The organism is Ilumatobacter sp. (assembly GCF_030065885.1).
In the GTDB taxonomy this organism is placed as follows: Bacteria; Actinomycetota; Acidimicrobiia; order Acidimicrobiales; family Ilumatobacteraceae; genus Ilumatobacter.
In genome coordinates this window covers 1-24,367 of record NZ_JASJCS010000084.1, presented here as the reverse complement: position 1 = coordinate 24,367, position 24,367 = coordinate 1, and the positions used below count along the sequence as shown (strand labels likewise).

At 70.5% G+C, this 24,367-nt stretch carries 26 protein-coding genes, 1 tRNA gene and 1 pseudogene; 18 read left to right on the top strand and 10 right to left on the bottom strand.

What is annotated here, in order from left to right; all coding sequences use genetic code 11:
* The 3 genes and pseudogenes from QNJ12_RS16595 to ald all read right to left on the bottom strand — a co-directional run.
* A pseudogene (locus tag QNJ12_RS16595) lies at window positions 1-595 on the bottom strand (cytochrome P450); the annotation flags it as partial.
* 44 nt (window positions 596-639) lie between these two features.
* Window positions 640-1,644, bottom strand: coding sequence for a betaine--homocysteine S-methyltransferase (gene bmt, locus QNJ12_RS16590; protein WP_300624235.1), 1,005 nt, complete (start codon window positions 1,642-1,644; stop codon window positions 640-642).
* Window positions 1,645-1,655: 11 nt separating this feature from the next.
* Entirely contained in the window at window positions 1,656-2,789 is a 1,134-nt protein-coding gene (gene ald, locus QNJ12_RS16585; RefSeq protein WP_300624234.1) for an alanine dehydrogenase, read from the bottom strand.
* A 423-nt stretch (window positions 2,790-3,212) separates the two neighbouring features.
* Here ald and QNJ12_RS16580 point away from each other — a divergent pair, with 423 nt between their 5' ends.
* From QNJ12_RS16580 to QNJ12_RS16570, 3 genes are all read left to right on the top strand, one after another.
* Complete coding sequence (locus QNJ12_RS16580; RefSeq protein WP_300624238.1) at window positions 3,213-3,815, top strand: J domain-containing protein; 603 nt, start codon at window positions 3,213-3,215, stop codon at window positions 3,813-3,815.
* Window position 3,816: 1 nt separating this feature from the next.
* Window positions 3,817-4,257 (top strand): septum formation family protein, encoded by a 441-nt coding sequence (locus QNJ12_RS16575; protein WP_300624232.1) that lies wholly within the window; start codon window positions 3,817-3,819, stop codon window positions 4,255-4,257.
* A 76-nt stretch (window positions 4,258-4,333) separates the two neighbouring features.
* Window positions 4,334-4,407 (top strand) — tRNA-Val (locus QNJ12_RS16570).
* Between the two features lie 153 nt (window positions 4,408-4,560).
* On the opposite strand, the gene QNJ12_RS16565 is transcribed toward QNJ12_RS16570, so the two are convergent.
* Window positions 4,561-5,580 carry a toll/interleukin-1 receptor domain-containing protein gene (locus QNJ12_RS16565; protein WP_300624230.1) on the bottom strand — a complete coding sequence of 340 codons (1,020 nt, stop codon included), beginning with the start codon at window positions 5,578-5,580 and terminating at the stop codon, window positions 4,561-4,563.
* Between the two features lie 599 nt (window positions 5,581-6,179).
* Between QNJ12_RS16565 and QNJ12_RS16560 the strand changes: the two genes are divergently transcribed.
* From QNJ12_RS16560 to QNJ12_RS16550, 3 genes are read left to right on the top strand one after another with little or no spacing between them, the layout of a single operon-like run.
* The gene (locus QNJ12_RS16560) at window positions 6,180-6,662 is read left to right on the top strand and encodes a pyridoxamine 5'-phosphate oxidase family protein (RefSeq protein WP_300624228.1); all 483 of its coding nucleotides are present in this window, start codon (window positions 6,180-6,182) and stop codon (window positions 6,660-6,662) included.
* A gap of 56 nt (window positions 6,663-6,718) precedes the next feature.
* Window positions 6,719-7,213 (top strand): DUF3499 family protein, encoded by a 495-nt coding sequence (locus tag QNJ12_RS16555; RefSeq protein ID WP_300624227.1) that lies wholly within the window; start codon window positions 6,719-6,721, stop codon window positions 7,211-7,213.
* 10 nt (window positions 7,214-7,223) lie between these two features.
* Window positions 7,224-7,661: an SRPBCC family protein gene (locus tag QNJ12_RS16550; protein ID WP_300624225.1), complete on the top strand. Its 438-nt coding sequence runs from the start codon at window positions 7,224-7,226 to the stop codon at window positions 7,659-7,661.
* A 35-nt stretch (window positions 7,662-7,696) separates the two neighbouring features.
* Here QNJ12_RS16550 and QNJ12_RS16545 read toward each other — a convergent pair whose 3' ends face one another.
* A complete protein-coding gene (locus QNJ12_RS16545) occupies window positions 7,697-8,494 on the bottom strand; it encodes an ABC transporter ATP-binding protein (protein ID WP_300624224.1) in 798 nt (265 codons plus the stop codon).
* A gap of 80 nt (window positions 8,495-8,574) precedes the next feature.
* Here QNJ12_RS16545 and QNJ12_RS16540 point away from each other — a divergent pair, with 80 nt between their 5' ends.
* Genes QNJ12_RS16540 through QNJ12_RS16530 form a run of 3 tightly spaced genes read left to right on the top strand, consistent with a single transcriptional unit; the run spans window position 8,575 to window position 11,132 of the window.
* Complete coding sequence (locus QNJ12_RS16540; protein WP_300624223.1) at window positions 8,575-9,792, top strand: M23 family metallopeptidase; 1,218 nt, start codon at window positions 8,575-8,577, stop codon at window positions 9,790-9,792.
* An 18-nt stretch (window positions 9,793-9,810) separates the two neighbouring features.
* Window positions 9,811-10,779, top strand: a complete 969-nt coding sequence (locus QNJ12_RS16535; protein WP_300624222.1) for a phosphotransferase family protein — start codon at window positions 9,811-9,813, stop codon at window positions 10,777-10,779.
* Complete coding sequence (locus QNJ12_RS16530; RefSeq protein WP_300624220.1) at window positions 10,779-11,132, top strand: DUF6285 domain-containing protein; 354 nt, start codon at window positions 10,779-10,781, stop codon at window positions 11,130-11,132. Before QNJ12_RS16535 ends, QNJ12_RS16530 begins: the two co-directional genes overlap by 1 nt.
* Before the next feature lie 4 nt (window positions 11,133-11,136).
* Here the strand turns inward: QNJ12_RS16530 and rlmN are convergent, their stop codons facing one another.
* The 4 genes from rlmN to QNJ12_RS16510 form a co-directional block, all read right to left on the bottom strand.
* Window positions 11,137-12,195: a 23S rRNA (adenine(2503)-C(2))-methyltransferase RlmN gene (gene rlmN, locus QNJ12_RS16525; RefSeq protein WP_300624218.1), complete on the bottom strand. Its 1,059-nt coding sequence runs from the start codon at window positions 12,193-12,195 to the stop codon at window positions 11,137-11,139.
* Between the two features lie 3 nt (window positions 12,196-12,198).
* Window positions 12,199-14,049 (bottom strand): M3 family oligoendopeptidase, encoded by a 1,851-nt coding sequence (locus QNJ12_RS16520; RefSeq protein ID WP_300624216.1) that lies wholly within the window; start codon window positions 14,047-14,049, stop codon window positions 12,199-12,201.
* A 34-nt stretch (window positions 14,050-14,083) separates the two neighbouring features.
* Window positions 14,084-14,980, bottom strand: a complete 897-nt coding sequence (mshD, locus tag QNJ12_RS16515; protein WP_300624214.1) for a mycothiol synthase — start codon at window positions 14,978-14,980, stop codon at window positions 14,084-14,086.
* 449 nt (window positions 14,981-15,429) lie between these two features.
* Entirely contained in the window at window positions 15,430-15,639 is a 210-nt protein-coding gene (locus QNJ12_RS16510) for a hypothetical protein (protein WP_300624213.1), read from the bottom strand.
* A gap of 117 nt (window positions 15,640-15,756) precedes the next feature.
* Here QNJ12_RS16510 and hisC point away from each other — a divergent pair, with 117 nt between their 5' ends.
* The 9 genes from hisC (at window position 15,757) to QNJ12_RS16465 (ending at window position 23,320) form a co-directional block, all read left to right on the top strand.
* Window positions 15,757-16,845 (top strand): histidinol-phosphate transaminase, encoded by a 1,089-nt coding sequence (gene hisC, locus QNJ12_RS16505; RefSeq protein WP_300624212.1) that lies wholly within the window; start codon window positions 15,757-15,759, stop codon window positions 16,843-16,845.
* Window positions 16,842-17,435, top strand: coding sequence for an imidazoleglycerol-phosphate dehydratase HisB (gene hisB, locus QNJ12_RS16500; protein WP_300624210.1), 594 nt, complete (start codon window positions 16,842-16,844; stop codon window positions 17,433-17,435). Before hisC ends, hisB begins: the two co-directional genes overlap by 4 nt.
* Before the next feature lie 46 nt (window positions 17,436-17,481).
* Window positions 17,482-18,117, top strand: coding sequence for an imidazole glycerol phosphate synthase subunit HisH (hisH, locus tag QNJ12_RS16495; protein ID WP_300624208.1), 636 nt, complete (start codon window positions 17,482-17,484; stop codon window positions 18,115-18,117).
* Window positions 18,118-18,122: 5 nt separating this feature from the next.
* The gene (locus tag QNJ12_RS16490) at window positions 18,123-18,842 is read left to right on the top strand and encodes a HisA/HisF-related TIM barrel protein (RefSeq protein ID WP_300624207.1); all 720 of its coding nucleotides are present in this window, start codon (window positions 18,123-18,125) and stop codon (window positions 18,840-18,842) included.
* On the top strand, window positions 18,842-19,618 hold the full coding sequence (gene hisF / locus QNJ12_RS16485; protein ID WP_367281803.1) for an imidazole glycerol phosphate synthase subunit HisF: 777 nt from the start codon (window positions 18,842-18,844) through the stop codon (window positions 19,616-19,618). Before QNJ12_RS16490 ends, hisF begins: the two co-directional genes overlap by 1 nt.
* Window positions 19,615-19,791 (top strand): YrhK family protein, encoded by a 177-nt coding sequence (locus tag QNJ12_RS16480; protein WP_300624205.1) that lies wholly within the window; start codon window positions 19,615-19,617, stop codon window positions 19,789-19,791. Before hisF ends, QNJ12_RS16480 begins: the two co-directional genes overlap by 4 nt.
* Before the next feature lie 63 nt (window positions 19,792-19,854).
* Window positions 19,855-20,571 carry a crotonase/enoyl-CoA hydratase family protein gene (locus QNJ12_RS16475; protein ID WP_300624204.1) on the top strand — a complete coding sequence of 239 codons (717 nt, stop codon included), beginning with the start codon at window positions 19,855-19,857 and terminating at the stop codon, window positions 20,569-20,571.
* Window positions 20,572-20,697: 126 nt separating this feature from the next.
* Window positions 20,698-21,660: a potassium channel beta subunit family protein gene (locus QNJ12_RS16470; protein WP_367281802.1), complete on the top strand. Its 963-nt coding sequence runs from the start codon at window positions 20,698-20,700 to the stop codon at window positions 21,658-21,660.
* A 79-nt stretch (window positions 21,661-21,739) separates the two neighbouring features.
* Window positions 21,740-23,320 (top strand): MBL fold metallo-hydrolase, encoded by a 1,581-nt coding sequence (locus QNJ12_RS16465; RefSeq protein WP_300624202.1) that lies wholly within the window; start codon window positions 21,740-21,742, stop codon window positions 23,318-23,320.
* Between the two features lie 31 nt (window positions 23,321-23,351).
* Here QNJ12_RS16465 and QNJ12_RS16460 read toward each other — a convergent pair.
* On the bottom strand, window positions 23,352-24,367 hold a 1,016-nt coding region (locus QNJ12_RS16460; RefSeq protein ID WP_300624200.1), incomplete at its 5' end, for an AMP-binding protein.

Sequence of the window (24,367 nt, the reverse complement as noted above, 5' to 3'; positions counted from 1 at the left end):
CGTACTCGTCGAGCTCGTCCTGCGCCTTGATGATGGCCGGCATGTCCTCTTCGAGGTTGCCGTTGAAGATCCGGAAGATGTCGGTCGCCCAGTCCGAGAACAGCTGCCAGTCCTCCTTCGGTGCGCCGAAGAGCTCGCAGATGATCGGGATCGGGTACGGCTCGCAGAAGTCGACCGCGAAGTCGGCCGTGCCCGTCGGCGTGATCGGGTCGAGCAGCTCGTTGACCACCTCGCGCATGTACGGCCGGAGCGCGTCGGCGTGACGAGGCGAGAACGCGGGCCCGACCAGCCGTCGCAGGCGCGTGTGCTCGTCGCCCTCGGCCGACAGGATCGACGTGCGGCGGCGGGCGAGCCATTCGGGGTTGTCGATGCCCGACAGCTCGAGGATCTGACCGGACGCGCTGTGCCACCGCTTGTCGCGGAGCATCGCAACGACGTCGTCGTAGTGCAGCACGGTGAACCCGAAGATGTTGCGGACGAGCCAATGCTCCTCGGCCGCCTCGCTGGTGGCGCGGCGATGCTCCTCGTGCGGGATGCTCGGGTCGTCGAGCCAGCTGAGGTCGGGGAGGTCGAGCTCGGTCGCCAACGTCGCCATCTCGTCACCTTACGTGCCGTGTCGCTGCCACGGCAGGCCGGAGATCAGCCGCGTCGTCGGCGCCGGTTGCGGGTTGGTGCATCGTCACTTCCGGCGCTGGCCGCGGTGTTGGTGAGGGGCCCGACGTGGGCGACGATCTCGTCGAGCGTCGGCTGATGCGCGCGCTCGTGCTCGTCGAGGCGGCGGCGCATCTCGGCGAGGTGTTCGGGCGACGTGCCGCAGCACCCGCCGATGATGCGGGCACCGGAGTCGACGGCGAGCGTGGCGTACCGTCCCATCAGCGGCGGGTCGCCGGTGTACTCGACGTCGGCGCCGCGGAACTGCGGGATGCCGCAGTTGCTCTTGGCGATGACGACGTGGTCGTCGGTGCCCATCTGCTGGATGGCGACCAGGAGGTCGGAGGCACCGACGCCGCAGTTCGCGCCGATCGCGAGCGGCGCCACCGGCAGCCCGGCGAAGACATCGGCCAGCTCGCCGGGACGCAGACCCATCATCGTGCGGCCGGCGGTGTCGAACGACCCGGTGACCGTGTAGGGCAGGCCGACGTCGATCGCCGCCTGTGCCGCAGCGCGCATCTCGCCGGGCGCCGACTTCGTCTCGATCCACGCGACGTCGGCGCCACCGGCCGCAAGGCCCTCGATCTCCTCGACGAACGCGGCCCGGGCATCGGCTTCGGTCATCGTCCCGAGCGGCGCCAGCAGCTCTCCCGTCGGTCCCACCGACCCGGCGACCACGACCGGGCGGTCGACCGCGTCGGCTGCGGCGCCTGCGATCGTCGCGGCCGCCTCGGCGATCTCCCGCGTGCGGTCCTCGGCGCCGTGGAGCTGGAGCCGGTACCGGTTGCAGCCGAACGTGTTGGTCAGGATGATGTCGGCGCCCGCAGCGATGAAGTCGTCGTGGAGCCGGCGCACCTTCTCGGGCTGGTCAGTGTTCCAGAGCTCGGGCGGCTCGCCGGGACCGAGCCCCATGCCGAAGAAGTTGGTGCCGGTCGCGCCGTCGGCCAGCAGCGGCCGATCGAGCGCCAGCAGCTCGCCGAGTGAGGATCGCATCGGCGCCGAAGCTACCCCGCGAACGCCGCGAGCGGATTGACCCACTCGACGCCGAGGAACTCGGCGACGGGGCCGTTGGTGACGCGACCACCGACCGTGTTGACCCCGAGCGCGAGCGCGGCGTCGCGGTGCGAGGCGCCGGCCGCGCCCTCGGTCGCGACTTCGAGGATGTACGGAAGGGTCGCGTTGGTCAGCGCGTAGGTCGACGTGTGGGGTACGGCGCCGGGCATGTTGCCGACGGCGTAGTGCACGATGCCGTGCTGGACGTAGGTCGGTTCCTCGTGCGTGGTCTCGCGGATCGTCTCGATGCAGCCGCCCTGGTCGACGGCGACGTCGACGATCACGGCGCGGGGCTTCATCGACCGGACCATGTCCTCGCTGACGACCACGGGCGCCCGTCCGCCGGCCACGAGGATCGCGCCGATCACGAGGTCCGCCTCGGCGATGCTGCGTTCGATCGCCCCCCGGTTCGACGCCAGGGTCATGATGCGGCCCTTGTGGATCTGGTCGACGTAGCGGAGGCGGTCGAGGTCCTTGTCGATGAGGATCACCTCGGCCTCCATGCCGGCGGCGATCCACGCGGAGTTCCACCCGACGTTGCCGGCACCGAGCACGACGACCTTGGCCGGGCGGACGCCGGGCGCACCGCCCATCAGCACGCCGCGGCCGCCGTTGTGGCGCTCCAGGTAGTGGGCGCCCGCCTGGGTGGCGAGCCGCCCCGCGACCTCGCTCATCGGCGCGAGCAGCGGGAGTGCGCCGTCCTCCGTCTGCACGGTCTCGTACGCGAGCGCGGTGGTGCCGGCGTCCAGCAAGGCGTTGGCGACGGCCGGGTACGCAGCGAGGTGCAGGTAGGTGAACAAGGTCAGATCCGGCCGGAGGAACGCGAACTCGGACTCGAGCGGCTCCTTCACCTTCACCACCATCTGCTGCGACCACGCATCGGCGGCGGTCGGCACGATGTCGGCACCGGCGGCCCGGTAGTCGCCGTCGGTGATCGAGGCGCCCTCGCCGGCGCCGGCTTCGACGAACACGTTGATCCCGTGACGCTCGAGCTCGCGGACGCCGTCGGGCGTCATGGCGACCCGATGCTCGGCGGTCTTGAGCTCTCGGGGTACCCCCACGGTCGTGATGACGGGATCAGACATGCCCCACATACTGGTCGATCCGGCGCGCCGAGCTGGCGGTGACGGCTCGCCACGCCGGCGCGTGGGCGACCGGTCGCAGCAGCCGGTGTGCCCCTGCGTCGCTCCGAAACGGTGTGTCCGTCGTCACGTCTCGCGTTCGCCCTGATCAGGGCCTGCTTTGATCAGCTGACGGAATTTTCCGGTTTCTTGCACGGCCATAACGTCGATACTGATCTACACTGTTCGCCAAGCGACCATGGTGTGGGCAACGGTTGTGGTCCCGGAGCCCGCGGGAACGCCATGGACCGCCACGTGGCCGGAGGATGCGCTGACTGGCAGTGTCCTCCGGCCACGACTGTCTTCACCGCCGCCAGGTCGTCCGATTCAGGCCGGAGGTCCGATGCTGCACTCGTGTCGGCACGGCTTCGCTCGTAACCTGGGCGGATCGCAACGCACTACGAGGTCCTGGGCGTGTCACGCCGAGCGACGCCCGAGGAGATCCGGGCGGCGTACCACGAGCGGGCGCGCCGGCACCACCCCGATCGTGTCGGGGCGGGCGCGCACCCGGGCGACGTGATGTCGTCGGTCAACGAGGCCTACCGTGTCCTCTGTGATCCGGGTCGGCGGGCCGTGTACGACCGGTCCCTCGCCGGACCGACCGTCACCACCGCCGACCCCGACCCGGCGAGCGACGACTGGACCGACGAGTGGGATGCGCCCGCGCCGCCACGCCACACCCCGCTGTCGCCGGCCGGGCCGGCGCGCTTCCCGTGGAAGCTGATGCTTGTCGTGGCGGCGTTCGGTTCGGCGGTCGTGCTCGTCGCGGCGGCCTTCACCGATCCGCCGTCGGAGGAGCCGCCCGACGGCATCCTCCGCAACGGCTCCTGCGTCGAGATCGAGGCGAACGGCGACGTGCGCGAGATCGCCTGCACCGGCAGCGACGACATCGTCGTCGACCTCGTGATCCCGACCGATGCCCGGTGCCCCGCCGACACGATGGGCTACCGCGACCGGCTGGGGCTCGGCACGGTCTGCATCCGAGCCTGACGTGGGGCGGAGCGGCCTGCTCGGGCTGATGATGGCGGTGACCGCGATCGCGACCGTGGCGATCGCCGTGATCCTGGTCGCGACGTCGTCGTCCGAGACCACGATCGTCGACCTCCTGCCGGGCACGTGCTTCGACCTCGATGCCGACGGCGACGAGGGCGAGCTCGACGCCGTGGACACCACGTCGTGCGACGAACCGCACGAGGCCGAGGCGGTGGCGGTCGGCGACCTCAACCCCGACGGCGGCCGGCCCTACCCCGACGACGACGAGCTGTTCGCCACGATCGAGGAGCGGTGCGCAGGGGCGCTGGACGACGACCGCTTCGGCCTCGTGCCCGTGGCGCCGACGCGCGCGACGTGGGAGTCCCAGCGCGGCCGCTACGTGTGCGTCGCGATCCCGTTCGGCGGCGGCACGACCGTCGGCTCGATCACCGCCGGCTGAGGTCGCAGCGTCGGCCGTTGCGCATCCGCGGCGAGAGCGATTCGCAGGGCCGGCTGCTAGCCTCCCATCCTCGCAAGGGCGATTAGCTCAGATGGCTAGAGCACTGCCTTCACACGGCAGGGGTCGTTGGTTCGAGTCCAATATCGCCCACCTCGTGTCAGGCCCCTCAGCATCGACCGATGCTGTGGGTTGTCGACTTGCCTGTCTCGCTCTGCGATGGCAGCCCGTCGCCGTTCGGACTCGGTGCGCCCTGCGAACGTAGGGGTTCACGTCGACCTGGCCCCAGACCAGGCGCAGGCCGGATTACTGGGTGGTGCGCGTTCCCGAGCCAGCGGGAGGCACATGTTCTCGGAGCGCTGCAACTAGCGATTCCATCCCGTGGGGATCGTCGATGTCTACCCACTGGTACTTCGTGAGCTGCGGCGGCAACGGCGTCTCGCCCACCACGACAGGAATCAATGGACGCCGCCGACGGCTCGTCGCTTCCAGGCAGTCCTGCAACTCGCGCTTCAGGAACCGGTCTCGCTCGATCGCTTCCAGTGAGTTCGACGACACGACGAAGAGCACCGCTGAGGCAGAATCCACTGCCTGATCGAGCTCGAGCAGCCACTTGTCGCCGGGTCTCAGATCGTGTTGGTCGACCCAGGTGTCGACCCCCGAGCCCTCGAGGTGGCTCCGGATGCGCTCGACAATGGGGCGGTCTTCGTGGGCGTAGCTCACGAACACAGGCCCGCCGCAGGGTTGGTCCGCTAGAAGCGACGAGACGAACGTGTAGGTTGCGTCGTCGGCATCGTCTGGGCTGGTGTGGCTCGAGCCAATGACGTCACGAAACCTGCTCGGGAAGCCTCCGAGAGTCGTCTCCGACGGGAACACTGCTGCCTCAGATTCTCCATGCACCGCGCGCAGCAAGAACGGCGGGTTCTCGCCGATCTTCTCGGTCCAGTCAGCACCCAACCGGGCGATGAACTCGCTGCCTGCCGCGAGGTCCCGTAGTTGGACATGAAGGCGATAGGTGGGATACCACCAGTAGGTCTTCAACCCGCGGAAGGGCACTCCGAGAAGGACCAGCGCCGCCAATCGTGCTCGCGCCACATCATCGTCGAGCACGGCCCGCATTGTGGCCAGCCCGCCAGCGTCGCGCGCCACGAGCGCAAGGTGTTCGTAGCCCTCCAGCGCGACGTCAAGGGTTGTGGAGAGCGAGATCGCCACGGTGCTCAGTTGCGGGAACCGCTTCCACGGAATCAACAAGCCGGCCAATGGTGATACACCAGTCGTCCAGTCGAAGGCGAAGACATCCCAAGCGTTCAGCCGCACGTCCTGCACGGCGAGAGTCGGGAACTTCCCCCAACCGTGTCCGCTGCCAGCGAGACCGTGTATGAACACGATCGCTGACCCCTTGCCGGCCGAGCGCCGGTGCTCGATGACTCTCAAGGTCCACCTCCCGGCGAGAGGCCGTGACAGTTCACACTGCGAACCCTGAAGTCAGCTCCGCAGCAAAGACGTCGCGTCCGAGCCGATCGTGTCCTTGGCCCCGAGTCGCAGCTCACGACCCGATCCCTGGTCGTAGGGGTCTGAGAGATCCGGTCGCTCATCAGGCCCATCGTTCGATCGATCCTCCACCACCGATCTTCGCCCCTGACCTGCCAGCGGTCAATCGTCCTCGCCGCTGAGCGGCACGTCCGTGGAGGCTTGGGTCGAGCGTGCTCCAGGCTGGGGCCAGTCTGTTCTTTGTTCCCGTGGGCCGCGCGGTGCGGTACTTGCCGCCGCCAACGTTCCTGCGCCGCGGGCGCTCGCCAGCGGTGCCCCGGGTTCCGGCCGATCGTTCACCGCCTGCGCGACCGCCCTCGTGCGGGCGATCCGCCTTCGCTCCGCGCGGACCTTGGTCACTGGACATCGCCGGTGGGCCCGGCACACTATGAGGTATGGGAACGAGCGAGCCACACCTGCCCGAGGGCATGAACGAGCTGAGCGAGGCCGAGTGCTGGAGCCTGCTCCGCGCCGGCGAGGTCGGACGCCTCGCGATCTCGATCGCGAACTACCCCGATATCTTCCCGATCAACTACGTCGTCGACGGCAACACGATCGTGTTCCGCACCGGCGCGGGCACGAAGCTCGCCGCTTCGGTGCTCGGTCAGGGTGTCGCGTTCGAGATCGACGGCTACGACCCGATGGCCGGCGATGCGTGGAGCGTCGTCGTCAAGGGCCGTGCCCGCCAGGTCGAGCAGATGATGGAGTACTTCGAGGCCGAGGACCTGCCGCTGTTCCCGTGGCATGCGGCCCCCAAGCCCGACATCGTGCGCATCGAGCCCGACGCGGTGACCGGTCGACGATTCCACGTCGTCGAGCGGGCATCGCTCGAGTCGCCGCCGCCCGAGCACGACAAGCCGTACATGTCGCCCGATTAGGAGCGACCCCGCACGAGGTACCGCTTCGCGGCGTGGGCGGCCGGTAGATTCGTGGCGTGTCGCGGCTGTGTGAACGTCCTGGATGTTCCGAGGATGGCGCTGTTGCGTACGGCATGGTGCCCGAGGACCTCCTGTTCTGGATCGCGGCGCTCGCCGACACCACCGCGCCCCACCCGAACGTGCTCTGCCGCCGCCACGCCGACGCGATGGTGGTGCCCCGTGGTTGGACGCTCGACGATCTCCGCGAGGACGTGCCGCGCCTGTTCGCGGCGAAGGCGTCTCCCGACGAGCAGCGAGCGGCGCGACCGGCCCGGGCCCGGCGGGCGAGGCGTCGGGGCAACGGCGGCGTCGAGCAGCTCACGATCGACGGGACCGGTGAGATCGAACGACCGGACGGCGAGGATGTCGAGCCGGTCGACGCGTACGACGAGCCGGCCCCCGAGCCCTGGCAGCCGGACTTCGACACGGGCGACGACCTCGACGGCCTGCTCGAGGTGAACAGCCCGTTGCTGGCGCGGGCGTTCCGGGGCACTGACCGCCCGAAGCACTGACGCCACCCAGATGCGAACCTCCGAGTCGGTCGTCGTCCCGGCAGCACCCGCCATCGTGTTCCCGCACGTCGCCCGCCTCGACGCGTACCCGTCGTGGCTCGGGCTGGTCCATCAGGCAGTGCCCGACGGCGGCGAGGCCGACCGCCCGGCGTGGCTGGTCGAGTTGCGGGCACGGGTCGGCCCGGTCGCACGATCGAAGCAGCTGCGGATGCAGCGCATCGACCTCGTCGACGAACGGCTGGCCGTCTTCGAGCGCGCCGAGCAGGATGGCCGCGAGCATGCTCGGTGGGCGCTGCGCGCCGAGCTCGAACCGGTCGAAGAAGGCACCCAGGTCACGATGCACCTGGCCTACGACGGCCGCCTGTGGGTCGGCGGCATCCTCGAGCGGGTCCTCGACGAGGAGATCCGTCGCGGCCGCACCGGACTCACGCGCCTCGTCGCGCCGTGAGCCCGGCGGGCGGCCAGGCCTGTCCGGCCCGACCGTCAGCCGCCGGAGGCCGACGTCCAGGTCGACCAGCGACCGTCGGGCCGGCGGCCGAGCTCGAGCGGCATGGAGAAGCAGTCGCTGAGCGTCGCCCCCGTCAGCGCCTCGTCGATCGGGCCCTGCGCGACCGCCGTGCCGTCGCGGAGGAGGAGCGCGTGCGAGACACCGTCGGGGATCTCGTCGACGTGGTGGGTGACGAGGAGGAACGGTGCGCCGTGCAGCGCCAGGTCGCCGAGCGCATCGACCAGCTGTGCCCGCCCACCGAGGTCGAGGCGCGCCGACGGCTCGTCGAGCACGATCACACCCGGATCGTTCATCAACGTCCGGGCGAGGAAGACCCGCTGTTGCTCGCCGGACGACAACGTCGCCAGCGAACGGTCCGCGAAGCGGCCGACGCCCATCCGCTCGAGGCATTCACATGCGCGTGCACGGTCAGTCTCGTCGTACCGGTGCCACCACGGTTCGAGCGCGGCGAACTTCGCCGTCATCACGATCTCGACCGCGGTGAGGGTCGGCCGGAACTCGCCGGCGAGCGCAGCCGAGGCGTAACCGACACGCCGACGTAGCCGCCGCACGTCGGTCCGGCCGAGCTCCTCGCCGAGGACCCTGACCGTGCCCGACGACGGGTGCTCGTACATCGAGGCGATGCGCAGGAGCGTCGTCTTGCCGCTGCCGTTGGCGCCCAGCACCACCCAGTGCTCGTCGGCTCGAACGTGCAGCGTGATGTCGTCGAGGATCCGGCGCCCGTCGCGCTCGAACACGATCGATTCCAGCTCGAGCGGCATGGTCGCGTTCACGTCAGCGTGTGTAGCTGCCGATACAGATGTGTGGGGATGCCCGTAACGCAACTGCAACACACGGTACGCTGCGTGACGGTATGACCACGGCGGCCCGTCGAACCATCGCAGCACTGTGCTGCGCCGTGTTGCTGGCCGGCGTCGCCGCGCCCGCCGTCGCCCAGACCGACGAGGAGGCCGCGGAGCGTGCCGCCCGCGAGATCGCCGCGGCCCGCGATCGGGCCAACCAGGCTGCCGATGACTTCTTCGCCGCCGAGTCGCAGCTCGAACTGTTGCTGCTCGAGCAGGAACGGCTCCAGCTCGAGCTCGAGGCGCTCGCCGAGGAGGTCGAGGAGCTGCGACGTGCCGTCGAGTTCGTGGCGATCAACCGGTTCGTGTCGAGCGGTTCGTCGGGGATCCCGATCCTCACCGACCTGCGCGAGCCCACCGAGCAACTCCACGGCGACGTGCTCGCCACCGTCGTGGCCGAGTCGGGGGCCACCACCCTCGACGACTACGACGCCGCCCGTGACCGGCTTCGTGAGAAGCGCGAGGAGCTCGAGGACAACGAGGCCGCGCTCGAGCGCCAGAAGGAGCAGCTCGTCCAGCTCCAGGCCGACGCCGAGGCCGAGGTCGAGCGGCTCCGCGAGATCGAGTCGCAGCGGCTGGAGGACGAGGCCGTCGCCATCGCGCTCGCCGCGCAGCAGGCCGAGGAGGCCCGCCAGCTCGCCGAGCTCGAACGGCGCCGCGCCGAGGCCGCCCGCGTGGCCGCTGCGAACGCCGGTGCGGTCGGCGTCGCCGCGGTGACCGCCGGCTCCTCCGACGGCAACACCACCGGCCGCCAGGGCGCCAGCGGCGGCGAGGCGGGAGGTCGAACCGGCGGCGGTGGCTCGGGCACCAATCCGAGAGCGACCGGCTCCGGCTTCGTCGACACGATCGTCTGCCCGGTCGCCGGTCCGTCCGCGTACGGCGACACGTGGGGTGCGCCGCGCAGCGGCGGCCGCCGCCACCAGGGCGTCGACATGCTCGCGCCGACCGGCACGCCGCTCGTCGCGGTCATCTCGGGGACCGTCGCCCACCGCAACAACCGCCTCGGCGGCATCACGGTCTCGCTCCAGGGCGACAACGGCAACCGCTACTACTACGCCCACCTCGACCGCTACGAAGGCCTACCCGGTCGAGTCGCGCAGGGCCAGGTGATCGGCTACGTCGGCGACACCGGCAATGCGACCGGCGTGCCGCACCTGCACCTGGAGATCCGCCCCAACGGCGGTGTCCCGGTCAACCCGTACCCCTCGGTGCGGGCCGCCGGCTGCTGATCCGCGACAGTGGTCCGCGTGGTCGAACACGCGCCGCCGGCACCCGACGAGGCGGTCCGCCAGGTGCTGCGTGACCTGTTCGACGAGTTGGCGATCGGCGACGTCGTCCGCCTGACCGGTGGCGCGTCCCGTGCGACGTGGCGCGTCGCGGTCGGTGACGAGACGTTCGTCGTCCAGCGGCAGCGGCCCGAGGCCGAACGCGACATGGCGGTCGAGGCTGCGGTGCTGCGGTCGGCCGCCGCTGCGGGGGTGCCGGTGCCCGAGGTCGTCGCCTTCCGCGGACCACCTGACGACGATGCCGGGATCGCAACCCTCGTCACTCGGCTCGTGCCCGGCGAGACGATCGCCCGCAAGATCCTCCGGGACGACCGCTTCGCCGACGCCCGGCCGCGGCTCGCCGGTCAGCTCGGGCGCGCACTCGCCCGTCTCCACGACATCGACGTCGACACCGTGGCCGGGCTCGAACCGGTCGACGCCCTGGGCGAGTACCGCGGCCGGCTCGACGAGATCGGTGAGCCCCACCCTGCGTTCGAGCTCGCGTTCCGCTGGCTCGACGAACACCGGCCGACGCCGAGCGAGCGCACGTGTGTCGTGCACGGCGACTACCGGATGGGCAACGCGATCGTCGACGAGCACGGGCTCGCCGCCGTCATCGACTGGGAGCTCGCCCACGTCGGCGACCCGATGGAGGATCTCGCCTGGATGTGCGTGCCCGCGTGGCGGTTCGGCTCGCCGCTGCCCGCCGCCGGTCTCGCGACGCGGGACGAGCTGTTCGCGGCGTACGCAGAGGAGTCCGGTGTCGAGGTCGACCGCGACGTCGTCCGCTGGTGGGAGGTCGCCGGCATCCTCAGGTGGGGGATCATCTGCGTGATGCAAGCCCACGTGCACCGCTCGGGTGTGATGCGCAGCCACGAGCTGGCGGCGATCGGCCGGCGGGTGTGTGAGACCGAGCACGACCTGTTCCTGGCGCTCGAGGGTCGGTGGTGATGGAACCGCACGATGCCCCCAGCGCAGCCGAGTTGCTCGAGGCGGTGCGCGAGTGGCTCGAGGGCGGGTTCGCGAACGGCCTGACGCCGTCGCCGTTTCACGCCCGCGTCGCCGCGAACATGCTGGCCATCGTCGAGCGCGAGCTCTCCCTCGGCCCCGAGCAGGCGGTCCGACACCGCGAACGGCTCGGTCGGTTCGGCGTCGCCGACGACGCCGACCTCGCGGCGCGGATCAGATCGGGGCAGCTCGACGACCGGTTCGACGAGGTGCGCGAGCTGGTCTGGGCGAGTGTGCGCGACAAGCTCGCGGTCGCCAACCCGCGGTACCTCGAACGCCGCGAGGAGACCGCCTGACCGATCAGCCCGGTTCGCCGGCCGCACCGGTTCGGCCGAGCGTGACCGGTTGCCCGGCGGCGAGCTGCCCGCAGGCCGCGTCGATCTCGGTGCCCCTGTTCTGCCGGACCGTGGCGTTGGCGCCGAGCGACTCGAGCAGATCACGGAACTCGTGGACCCGGCGGAGGCTCGACCCGCGGGTCGGGTACCCCGGTGTCGGGTTGAGCGGGATCAGGTTGACGTGGGCGCGGGGACGCAGCCGACGGCACAGCGCGGCGAGCTCGGCGGCGTCACCGTCGCGATCGTTGACACCGTCGATCATCGCCCACTCGAAGCTGATCCGCCGGTTCTTCACCGCCAGGTAGTCGTTGCAGGCCGCCAGCAGGTCGTCGATCGGGTAGCGCCGGTTGATCGGGACCAGCTCGTCGCGCAGGGTGTCGTTCGCCGCGTGCAGGGAGACGGCGAGGTTGACCGGCAACGGGCGATCGGCGAGCGCCCGGATGCCGGGGACGATGCCGACGGTGCTGATCGTGATGTGGCGAGCGGACAGACCGAAGTCGGCGTGGAGCCGCTCGACGGATCGCCAGACGGTCGCCTCGTTCGCCATCGGCTCGCCCATTCCCATGTACACGACGTTCGAGACCCGTCGCCCGAGCTCGCGGGCGCGCCGCACGGCACGGGCGACCTGCTCGACGATCTCACCCGTCGTCAGGTGGCGGGTGAATCCGGCCTGCCCGGTGGCGCAGAAGCCGCACGCCATCGCGCAGCCCGCCTGGCTCGAGATGCACACCGTGGCTCGGTCGCGGTAGAGCATCAGCACGGTCTCGACACGGCTCCCGCCGTCGAGCTCCCACAGGAACTTCACCGTGTCGCCCGAGGCGCTCACCGACTCGGTGACGGGCGCCAGTGCGCCGGGGAGCTGCTCGGCGAGGTCGACGCGCATGGCCTTCGGCAGGTTGGTCCACGCCTCGGGCTCGGTGCACTGGTCGTACAGCCCGCTCCACACCTGGTCGACCCGATACGACGGCCCCGAGACGAGCTGCGCCAGCTCCTCGCGGCTCACGTCGTAGCGGGTGGTGGCCATGTCTCAGCGGTCGGCGAGCTGCTCGTACTGGGTGATCCGGTCGCGGCAGACGTCGAGGCTGGCCGTCCAGAACGCGCCGTCCGTGACGTCGAGCCCGAACGCCGCGCCCAGCTCCTCGGCGGTGTCCATGCCGGCCCGCGACAGCAGGCCTTCGTAGCCGGAGCGGAACTTCTCGGGGTCGGCCTGGAATTGTGCGTAGAGCCCGAGTCCGAACAGGAGCCCGTAGGTGTACGGCCAGTTGTAGAAGTGCGACCCGTAGTAGTGCGGCTTGAGGATCCACATGTACGGGTGGCGCGTGTCGAGGTCGATGCCGTCGCCGTAGGCCTCGGCCTGGCACTCTCGCATCAGGTCGTTGAGCTCGGTGATGCCCAGCGCCCCGTTCGCGCGGCGGCGGAACACCTCGGTCTCGAACAGGAAGCGCGAGTGGATGTCGACGACCACCTGGTTCGACCCCGCGAGGTCGACGTCGAGCAGCGCGAGCCGATCGCCGCCTTCGAGCCGCGCGAGGCCGGCTTCGACCGCGAGCGTCTCGCAGAAGATGCTCGCCGTCTCTGCGAGCGCCATCGGGACCCGCTTCTGCAGGGCGGTGCGTGGTGCGAGCGTCGTGTTGTGGAACGCATGGCCGAGCTCGTGGGCGGTGGTCTGGGCGGACTCGGCCGATCCCGACCAGTTCAAGAGCACCAGCGAGCGATCGCCCGTGAACGACATGCAGAACGCCCCGCCGGTCTTGCCGTCGCGAGGCTCGGCGTCGATCCACTGCTCGGCGAGGGCGCGGTCGACCAGGCCGGCCAGCTCGTTGCTGTACGTGGCGAATGCCGTCCGCACCCAGTCGATGCCGTCGTTCCACGAGAGCGAGGTCGAAACGTCGGGGAGCGGCGCGACCAGGTCCCACCAGGGCAGGCCTCCGGCGTGGCCGTGCAGTTGCGCCTTGGTGCGCATCCAGCGGCGGAAGTCGGGGAGCGCCTCGGCCACCGCCGACTGCATCGCATCGAACGTCGCACGGCTGACGCTGTTGGCGAACAACGAGGCATCGAGAGGTGCATCCCAGTGGCGACGCCGGTTGACGGTGTTGGCCTCGCCCTTGATCGCGTTCATCGCCGCCGCCACGGATGTCGCGACCTCCGGCCAGGCAGTCATCTCGGCGTCGTAGGCAGCTCGTCGGGTCGCCGGATCGGTCGAGGAGGCGAGCCCGCGGATCGCCGGCATCGGCAGCGTCTCGACCGTGCCGTCGGGGAACTCGACGTCGGCCGACAGCTGCGACGTCACATCGGCCTGCAGGCGTCCCCACGCCGACGACCCCGTCGTCGACAGCTCGGCGTACAGCTGCTCTTCGACCTCGCTCATCTGATGATCAGCGCGCACGTCGAGCCTGGCCAGCGGGCCGGCGTGTGCCGCGACCTCGTGGCTGACCGACGCGAGGCCGTCGACGCCGAGCGCGTGGACCCAGTCGGCGAGCCGCGCCAGCAGCGGCGCGATCGTCGCCTCCTGCGTGTCGAGCTGGCTCACCAGGGCCTGGGCTCGTTCGTCACGGGAGTCGGTCGTGAACGTCGCGTAGACGACGGCGCCGACCTCCTGGAACTCCGCTGCGAAGGCGTTGTAGGCGGCGATCACCGCATCGGCGGCCTCCCCGTCGGCGGCGGTCGGAGCTCGTGGTTCGACCGCTCTGATGTGGTGCTCGTCGAACAGCGCGACCAACCGCGTCGCGTTCGCGCCGACCCGTTCCATCGCCTCGATGAAGCTGCGCGAATCGAGTGACTCGTGCACATCGGCGACGCTCCAACGCGGGAGGTCGGCGACGGCGCCTGGGGCGTCGGCCCCGCCTGCGGCGTCCGGGGGGTGCGGTGAATGCGGCATTGGCGTTGCTCCGTCTCGGGATGGGGTCTGGTGGTCAGTCGTCGAACGTGCCGGTGAAGGCCTGCCGGGTGCGGTGCACCGTGAACCCGAGCTGTTCGTACATGCCGACCGCCACGCTATTGGCGGCGTCGACGTAGAGGTTGGCGACCGTGACGCCGCGCGCGGCGATCGAGTCGAGGCCGGCGAGCGTGAGCTGCTTGCCGAGCCCGAGACCGTGGAGGTCCGGGTCGACGGCGATGATGTAGATCTCACCGACGACGGGGTCGACGTCGGTGTGCAGCTTCGTCCAGCAGAACGCCGCGAGTCGCCCGTCTCGCTCGTGCAGTCGGAACCCGGTCGGGTCGAACGACGGGTCCGCGAGCCGCAGGGCGAGCGTCTCGGCGCTCCAGCCGCCCTGCTCGGCGTGTTCCGCGAACGCCCGGTTGTTGACGTCCAACCAGGCTGCCTCGTCGGCGCCGACGCGGAACGGCCGTGTGTCGACCGTGGCATGGTCGTCGTTGGGCAGCGGCCGTCGCATCTCGAGCAACGTCCGCGCCGGTTCGAGGCCGACCGTGGCTGCGAGCTGCGCGGCGCTGTCGTCGGGCCCGTCCACCCACCAGGTCAAGGTGCTGCCCCCGGTCGCACGGAACGCATCGACGGCCGTCTCGACGACGTCGTCGCGGATCCGGGTGCCGTCGTCGAGGCCGGGCCGGAGCACGACTTCGAGGGCAGCCGACTCGTTCGTCGCCGAGATCTGCCCGTAGGCGAGCGTGCCCGTGGTGTCGGCGACCCGAGTGGCGAGCAGGCCGTCGGTGTCGCCGGCGAGCAGGTCGAGCCAGAGATGGTCGCTGAGCGGACGGCGCCCGATCACGGCTGCGACGTCGTCGACGAACGTGACGATCTCCCGCCGTTCGTCGTCGGTCAGCCGACGCATCACCTCCACCAGGCGCATCGTCAGCACAGTATCCGGCCCTCGTTCGCACGATGCGATGGAGGCGACCGGGTCGGCCCGGTCGAGCGCGGCGCGACGCCGAGAACATTGTGATTGCGGCGATTGCACAGTCACGGTGATTTCCCTTGCAGAGGCTTGTACATGCTGACTGGAAATTGACGGTTGGTGCAGGCGGGGATGTTTGATGCGCGGAGTGGCGGCTGTCACAATGTGGACACCCAGGTTCCCGCCACCTGGATTGGAGTGAGCGCCGGGATCCGCCGCCTGGCCCACTCACGGGTTCGATGACCCTCCGGGTTTCCGGGGGGTCATCCCCGTTTTCGGACCGACGCGGCGTCGGCGGTCGAGCTTCGGTGTTCGAGCCGGGCGTTCGAGGCTCGGCGGTGGAGGGGTCGGCGGTCGCAGCTCGGACGTGCGGGGGCTCGGCGTCCGTGGCCTGGCGCGGCGCCTCAGCGGTCGAGCGTCTTGAGGGCCCGGCGCAACGCCCGCGCCGCGACGTGGAGCTGGCGTTCGGCCTCGTGCACGGCGGTGACGACGTCCTCGCGTTCGGTGCCGAGGAACGGTTCGGCGATGGCGGCGACCCGCTCGCGCTGGCGCTCGACGGTGTCGGCGATCACGTGGAGTTCGGCGGACGCGCTGGCGGGGTCGGAGCTCGGCATCGCCGCCAAGCTACCGGCGCAGCCGACCGCGGCCCGGCGCCGCCGGCTCGCTCCGGCCCCGATCGGTGTCGGGTCCGCGCCCCACGGTGCCCGCGAGGTTCGCCGCAACGTGTGCTCGTGCCGCAGAAGCCGGTCGGTAGCCTCCTCGGCGTGCTTCCGGTCCGCGACGACCTGCGTGCCCTCGAGGGCTACCACTCGCCCCAGGTCGACGTCCGCGTGCGCCTCAACACCAACGAGTCGCCCTTCCCGCCTCCGGTCGAGTGGCGCGACGCGCTTGCGGCCGAGCTGTCGCGCGTCGAGTGGCACCGGTACCCCGATCGCACTGCCGACGGGCTGCGGGAGGCGATCGCCGCGTGGCACGGCGTCTCGCCCGAGATGGTGTTCGCCGCGAACGGCTCGAACGAGGTGCTGCAGACCATCCTGCTGACGTATGCCGGTGCCGGTCGCACCGTCGCCACCTTCGAACCGACGTACCAGATGCACGCGCAGATCGCGCGCGTCGTCGGGTCGACCGTGGTCGAGGGCGACCGCAACGACGACTTCACCCTCGATCCTGCCGAGGCCGAGCGGGTCGTCACCGCATCGCGGCCCAGCGTGACGTTCCTCACGTCGCCCAACAATCCGACCGGGCTCGTCGAGCCGGCCGATCGGGTCGAGCAGCTGCTCGACCTCGATGCCGGCCTCGTCGTCGCCGACGAGGCGTACGCGCAGTTCGCCGACTGGTCGGCGCTCACCCTGGTCGACGACGACCGCCCGCTCGTCGTCACGAGGACGTTCTCGAAGACGTGGAGCATGGCCGGCGTACGCCTCGGGTACGCGATCGGCCCGACCTGGTTCGTGCGCGAGCTCGAGAAGGTCGTGCTGCCGTACCACCTCGACACCGCCAAGCAGATCGCCGGCCGCCTCGCGCTCCGATACGTCGACGACATGAACGACCGGGTCCGCCAGATCGTCAGCGAGCGGGAGCGGCTCTCGGAGGCGCTCGCGGCGATGCCCATCGACGTCACGCCGAGCGGCGCCAACTTCATCCTGTTCCGCCCGCAGACCATTGCCGGGCGCGAGCTCTGGCAGCGGCTGCTCGACCACAGCGTGCTCGTGCGCGACTGCTCGGGCTGGCCACGCCTCGCCGACTGCCTGCGCGTCACGATCGGCACGGTCGACGAGAACGACGCGTTCCTCGATGCTCTCAGGGAGATCCTCGTATGACCCGCTCGGCCCACCGCTCGCGCTCGACCAAGGAGACCTCGATCGAGGTGTCGATCGATCTCGACGGCAGCGGTCGCACCGACGTGTCGACCGGGATCCCGTTCTACGACCACATGCTCGACCAGCTGGGGCGGCACGGTGGGTTCGACCTCGACGTGCACGCCACGGGCGACCTGCACATCGACACGCACCACACGGTCGAGGACGTCGCGATCGCCGTCGGCGAGGCGTTCCGCGAGGCCCTCGGCGACAAGGCCGGCATCCGCCGGTTCGCCAGCGGTCGCTACCCCCTGGACGAGGCGCTCGTCGACGTCGCGCTCGACCTGTCGGGTCGCGCCCACGTCGAATGGCACGTCCCGATGCCCGAGGTGCTGCCGCTCGGGCAGCCGCCCTTCGACCCGCAGCTGGCGGAACACGCGGTGTCGTCGTTCGCCGCCGCCGCGGCGATGACCCTGCACGTCGAGCTCGTGCGCGGCCGAAACGTGCACCACATCATCGAGGCCACGTTCAAGGGGCTGGCGCGTTCGCTGCGCGACGCCGTCCGCGTCGACGGTGCCGGTGGTGTGCCCTCGACGAAGGGTGTGCTGTAGAGGTGCGGGCGATGACGGTTGTTCGACCGGCTCGGGGGCTCCGCCGGTGAGCGCGCGCCCGCTGATCGCCGTCGTCGACTACGGCATCGGGAACATGCACTCGGCGCAGAAGGCGATCGAGAAGATGGGCGCCGATGCGCGCCTCACCGACGACGCCTCGCTGGTCGCCGATGCCGACGGAGTCGTGCTCCCTGGAGTCGGTGCGTTCGGCGCGTGTATGGGCGCGCTCCGGGCCACGGGGCTCGAGGAACCGGTCGTCGAGGCGGTCGCTTCGCGTCGGCCGTTCCTCGGCATCTGCGTCGGCATGCAGATGCTCTTCGACCGCAGCGAGGAGGACGACGCGGTGCGCGGGCTCGGGATCATCCCCGGGGTGATCACCTGGATCCCGCCGGGCGTCAAGCGGCCGCAGATGCAGTGGAACCGGCTGGTCCCCACGCGCCCCGACGACCCGATGCTCGCCGACCTCGGCGACGAGCCGTGGGTCTACTTCGTGCACTCTCTGCACGGCGTGCCCGACGACGCATCGGTTGTGGCCGCCACGTGCGAGTACGGCGGCACGCTCAACGCCGCGTTCCGGCACGACAACGTGTTCGCAACCCAGTTCCACCCCGAGAAGTCGGGGCCCACGGGCCTCCAGCTGCTCGCCAACTACGTCGCCGTGTGTGCCGAGGCGCGGGTGTGAGCCCGATGGTCGACCTCTACCCGGCGATCGACCTCCGGGGTGGGCGCGTCGTGCGCCTCGCCAAGGGTGACTACGACGCGGAGACGGTGTACGGCGACGACCCCGTCGCCGTCGCCCGGTCGTTCGCCGATGCGGGCGCACCGTGGATCCACGTCGTCGATCTCGACGCTGCACGATCGGGCGACCCGGTCAATCGCCCGATCGTGGCGGCGATCGCCGGTGAGCTCGGCGACCGCGCGCGCTTGCAGAACGGTGGCGGCGTCCGCACCGTGGCCGACGCCCGGGCGCTGGCAGCTGCCGGCGTCGCCCGTGTCGTCATGGGGTCGGCCGCCGTCGCCGAGCCCGAGCTCGTCGGTCGTGCGAGCGAAGTCGTCGACGTCGCGGTCGGTCTCGACCATCGGGACGGCGAGTTGGCGGTGCACGGTTGGACCGAAGGCAGCGGCGTGCGTCTCGACGAGGCCTTCGATCGGTTCCCCGACGCGGCGGCGTTCGTCATCACCGACATCGGGCGCGACGGCATGCTCAGCGGCCCCGACATCGGTGGCCTGTCGGCGGCGGTCGCCGCCACCGACGTCCCGGTGATCGCGAGCGGCGGGGTGGCCTCGCTCGACGACATCGTCGAGCTGGCAGCGATACCAGGTCTCGGCGGCATCATCACCGGCAAGGCCCTGTACGAGGGCCGGTTTTCGGTGGCCGAGGCGTTGGCCGCTCTGGAGCGTGCATGATGCAGGTCGCACGCGTGATCCCGTGCCTCGACGTCACCGGTGGCCGGGTCGTCAAGGGCACGAACTTCGTCGACCTGCGCGACGCAGGCGACCCCGTCGAGTTGGCGGCCCGCTACGACGCCGAAGGGGCCGACGAGCTGGTGTTCCTCGACATCACGGCGTCCTCCGACGACCGCGCGACCACGGTCGACATGGTCTACCGGGTCGCCGAGCAGGTGTACATCCCGTTCACCGTGGGTGGCGGCATCCGAACCCTCGAGGACGCCCGCCGGATGCTGCGGGCCGGTGCCGACAAGGTCAGCGTCAACACGGCAGCCGTGCGGCTTCCCGAGCTGATCTCGGAGATCGCGGCCGAGTTCGGCTCGCAGTGCGTGGTCTGCGCGATCGATGCGAAGCGCCGTGCCGACCCGGTCGTCGACGGCTTCGAGGTCTACGTGCACGGCGGCCGCACGCCGACCGGCATCGACGCCGAGGCGTGGGCGAAGCAGGCCGTCGAGCTCGGCGCCGGCGAGATCCTGCTCACCTCGATGGACCGCGACGGCACCCGTGCGGGCTTCGACGTCCTGCTGACCCGGGCGATCGCCGATTCGGTGCCGGTGCCCGTGATCGCCAGCGGGGGCGTCGGGACGCTCGAGCACTTGGCCGAGGGGGTCACGGTCGGCGGCGCGGACGCCGTGCTGGCGGCGTCGATCTTCCACTTCCGCGAGCACACCATCGCCGAGGCGAAGGAGGTGATGGCGGCCGCCGGCATCACGGTGCGGCCGCCGGGTCGATGATGCGCCTCGCGGGCCCGTGGATGCTCGTCGTGGCGAGCCTCTTGTTCTTGATGGGCAGCCTGTCGTTCCTCGACGACGATCGCTACACGCTCGGCGCCTGGTTGTTCGTGGCGGGCTCAGCGCTGTTCCTCGCGCATTCGATCGCCGGGGCGTTCGACCGCTCGTCCGGCTGACGCCGGCGTCCACGCACGGCGCTCGGCTGGGAGGGCTCGACGGGTGCGGCCTACGTTCGCGGCATGTCGAGCGATGCACTGACGATCGAACGCCGCGGCCCGGTGATGGTCCTCCATCTCGACGACGGCAAGGCGAACGCGCTGTCGTTCGAGCTCATCGCGGCGATCATCGCCGCGGTGCGCGAAGCCGAAGCCGACGCCGACCTCGGCGCGGTCGTGCTGCACGGGCGCCCGGGCCGCTTCTCGGGCGGGTTCGATCTCGGGGTGATGTTCGGCGACGACTTCGCGTCGATCATCGAGCTCGTCGCCGACGGCGGCGACATGGTCAGGACGCTCTGGGGGTGCGGCGTGCCGGTCGTGGCGGCCTGCACCGGCCACGCGGTGGCCGCCGGGGCGCTCACGCTCCTGGGCTGCGACGTCCGCATCGGGGCCGACGTGCCCGCCAAGATCGGGCTCAACGAGGTCGCCATCAAGATGGTCCTGCCCGACTGGGCGCTGACCATCGCCGCCGACCGGCTCAGCCGTCGGCACTTCCCGCGTGCCACGGCGAACGCCCGTCTCACGGCACCGGCCGATGCCGTCGACGTCGGGTTCCTCGACGAGGTGGTCGCCGAAGACGAGGTGCTCGATCGCGCCGTCGCGGCGGCGACCGAGCTGGCCGAGACGCTCGACCCACCGTCGTACGCCAAGACGGTGGCGAAGACGCGCAGCGACGTGCTCGACACCATGGCGACCCAGATCGCAGCCGACCGCGCCGCGATCAGCCAGCTCTCGCAGTAGCCGACAGTCCCGTCGCCGGCCGTGGTCAAACCGGCCGCCCGGCAGAACCGGTCGCCGTCGCAACCGGCTGTCGTCCCGACGGGCTGCCGCCGTAGGGTCGTCCGCATGGCGATCCCGAACGACAAGATGGAGTACCGCCGGCTGGGCACGGCCGGCGTCAAGGTCAGCGTGCTGGGCTTCGGCAGCTGGGTGACGTTCGACAACCAGATCGACGACGATCTGGCGCTCGAATGCCTCCAGGCCGCCCATGACGCCGGCTGCAACTTCTTCGACAACGCAGAGGTCTACGCAGGTGGCCGCAGCGAGGAGATCATGGGTCACGCCCTCCGCGAGCTCGGCTGGCCGCGCTGGTCGTACGTGTTGACGACCAAGCTCTTCTGGGGCATCCATCGGGACGACCCGAACATGCACCACACGCTGAACCGCAAGTACCTCATGCAGGGCATCGACGGGTCGCTCGAACGCCTCGGGCTCGACTTCGTCGACGTCCTCTACTGCCATCGGGCCGATCCGAACACACCGATGGAGGAGACCGTCCGGGCGATGAGTGACATCGTCGCCTCGGGCAAGGCGCTGTACTGGGGCACGAGCGAGTGGGACGCCGACGAGATCCGGCATGCCATCGACATCGCCGATCGCCACCACCTCCATCCGCCCGTCACCGAGCAGTCGCAGTACAACCTGCTCGAGCGCGACAAGGTCGAGCGCGAATACGCGCGCCTGCACGCCGACACCGGCTACGGGAACACGATCTGGAGCCCGCTTGCGTCCGGACTGCTGACGGGCAAGTACCGCGACGGCGTGCCGGCCGACAGCCGCGGCGCGCTCGCCGGGTACGAGTGGCTCGCCGAGCAGCTCACCGACCCGTCGGCGATCGACCGTGCCGAGCGCCTCCGGCCGATCGCCGATCGGCTCGGGTGCTCGATGGCGCAGCTCTCGCTCGCATGGTGCACCAAGCACCCGATGGTGTCGAGCGTCATCACCGGGGCGAGCCGCCCGAGCCAGGTCGTCGAGAACTTCGATGCGCTCGACGTCATCGGGGCCCTCAGCGACGAGGTCTGCGCCGAGATCGACGCGGCGGTCGCCTGACCGTCGCGGTGGTTGCGGCCGGCAATTGCCGGGCGTCGCCGACCTGCACCTGTACGGTCACCGGGGGACGGGGGTGGCCATGACGCGCAAGTTCATCGACGACGATTTCGTGATCGTCAGGAGGGACCGGTCGGCAAGCGCCGATGCACGCCGCACGTTGTGCTTCGGCGACGAGGTCGAGCTCCTCGACGACCACCAACCGGACGACGACTGGTTGCCGGTCATCGTCCTGAACTGGGGCGACGGCGACGAGTTCGGCTTCGTCAAGGCGACGACGAGGCTGCGCGACGAACCGGTCATGCGGGTCTCGATGGTCGACGTGCAGCAGGGTGACGGGATGGTGATCGAGACCCCCGGCGGTCAGATCGTGTTCGTCGACGCCGGTGACAACCAGATGTTCGCACGACACGTCGCCGCTCGGTTCCGCCACCGGCATCCCACCCCCGACGATCCGCTCGACGTCGCGGCGATCATCGTCACGCACGGCGACGCCGACCACTTCGACGGGCTGAACGACCTCCGGCGATCCGAGAGCTTGCCCAGCAGGAAGGCGCACAAGCGGGTGCCGATCCGGCCGCGCCGGATCTTCTCGAACGGACTGGTGAAGGCGCCGACCACCGTGCCCGACGCCGATCGGCTGGGCCGGTCGATCGACCATGACGGTCGTCGCTACGCCGTCGACCTCTTCGACGACCCGCGCGAGGCGGGCGAGGCCGCCATGTCCCAGCCGTTCAAGCACTTCGCGACGTCACTCGACCACTGGGAGACCCGTGGCCCGATCGAGTTCCGGCGCGTGGACGCATCGATGGACCCGGACGACGTGTTCGGCTTCCTCTCCGGCGACGGCATCGACGTCGACATCTTCGGGCCGTTCGTCGAGCAGGTGCCCGATCCGGCGAACGGCGCCGACATGGCGGCGCTGCGCTGGTTCCCGGCCCCGTCGAAGACCCCCGAGATCCACCTCGAACGGGGCGGCGCCGGCGAGGGCAGCCCGTCGTTGTCGCACACGATCAACGGCCACTCGATCGGGCTCCGCCTCACCTACAAGAACGTGCGATTCGTCCTGACGGGCGACATGAACACCGAGTCGATGCGGATGCTGCGCGACCGTGTCGACACCGCAGTGCTCGAAGGCGAGTTCGTGAAGGCGCCGCACCACGGCTCGCACGAGTTCGACCTCGAGGCGCTCCGGTCGACGCGGCCGGTCGTCGCCGCCGTGAGCAGTGGCGACGACAACGCCTTCGTCGAGTACATCCACCCGCGGGCGACGCTGATGGCGGCGCTGGGGCAGAGCATGCGCGGCGACACCGGGCTGCTCTTCTCGACCGAGCTGACCGCGTTCTTCCGGTACCGCGACGACTGCTACACGAGAGACGATCTCGCCGACTACTTCGCTGCCCGCCCGGACCAGCAGTTCACCGGCGACGAGCTCCGCAAGCTCTTCAGCGGCGTCCCACGCGAGGAGGACCCTCCCGGGCAGTTCAAGGGCTTCGAGCGGACGAACTTCGGCATCATCCACGTCCGCACCGACGGCGAGCGCGTGCTCGTGTTCACGCACAGCGGCAGGCGCGGCCTCAACGAGGCCTACCGGTTCCGCGTCACGGTCGACCAGGCCAGCGGCGAGCGGCACGTCGAGTTCGAGACGGTCACGACGTCCTGATCGAGGACAGGGCACGCAAGAGGGCCGGCGGTCACCGCATCCCGGCCAGCTGGCGTCTGAGCACCTTCCCCGTCGGGTTCCGCGGGAGCTCGTCGAGGAACGCGACGCGTCTCGGCACCTTGTGTCGGGCGAGCTGGTCGCGCACGTGGGAGCGCACGGCGTCCTCGGTGAGATCGTGGTCGCCCTCGGCGGGCACGACGAAGGCGGCGAGCACCTGGCCGAACTCGTCGTCGTCGACGCCGACGACCGCCACGTCTGCGATCGCCGGGTGATGCTGCAGGAGGTCCTCGACCTCGATCGGGAACACGTTCTCGCCGCCCGACACGATCATGTCGTCCTCGCGTCCTTCGACGAAGAGGAGGCCGTCGCGGAACACGCCGAGGTCGCCCGACGACAGCAGGCCGCGGTGCTGCTCCTTGGTGTCACCGTTCGTGTAGCCGTCGAACCCCATCGAACCGCCCACGAACACCCGACCGATCGTTCCGTCCGGCACTGGTGCACCCTGCTCGTCCAGGATCTCGACGCGGACACCGAGCGCCGGCCGGCCCGCGGTGCTGGGGGCCTCGGCGAGGTCGGCGGGCACGGCGATCGTGGCGACCGCCACCTCGGTCGAGCCGTACAGGTTGTAGAGCACGGGGCCGAACCGGTCGAGCACGTCGGTGACGAGCTTGCTGCCGATCGCCGATCCGCTCGACGCGATCACGCGCACGTGCGGCGTCGGTGCGGGCACCGCGAGCAATCGCGACAGCATCACCGGGACCACCACCAGGACGTCGGCCTCGTGTCGCTGCGCCGACTCGAGCGCGGCGGCCGGGTCGAAGCGCCGGGCCAGCACGTTCGTCGTGCAGCGGGCCAGCCCAAGTAGCAGGTGGCTGAGCCCCCACGAATGGAAGAGCGGTGCCGCCACGACCTGGGTGTCGCCGAGGCGCAGGGGGATGCGGTCGAGCACCGCAGCCACCGCCTCGACGCCGGCGGCGTCGCTCGAACGCGCCGCGCCCTTCGGGCGTCCGGTCGTGCCGGACGTCAGGATGACGACGCTGCCTTGCT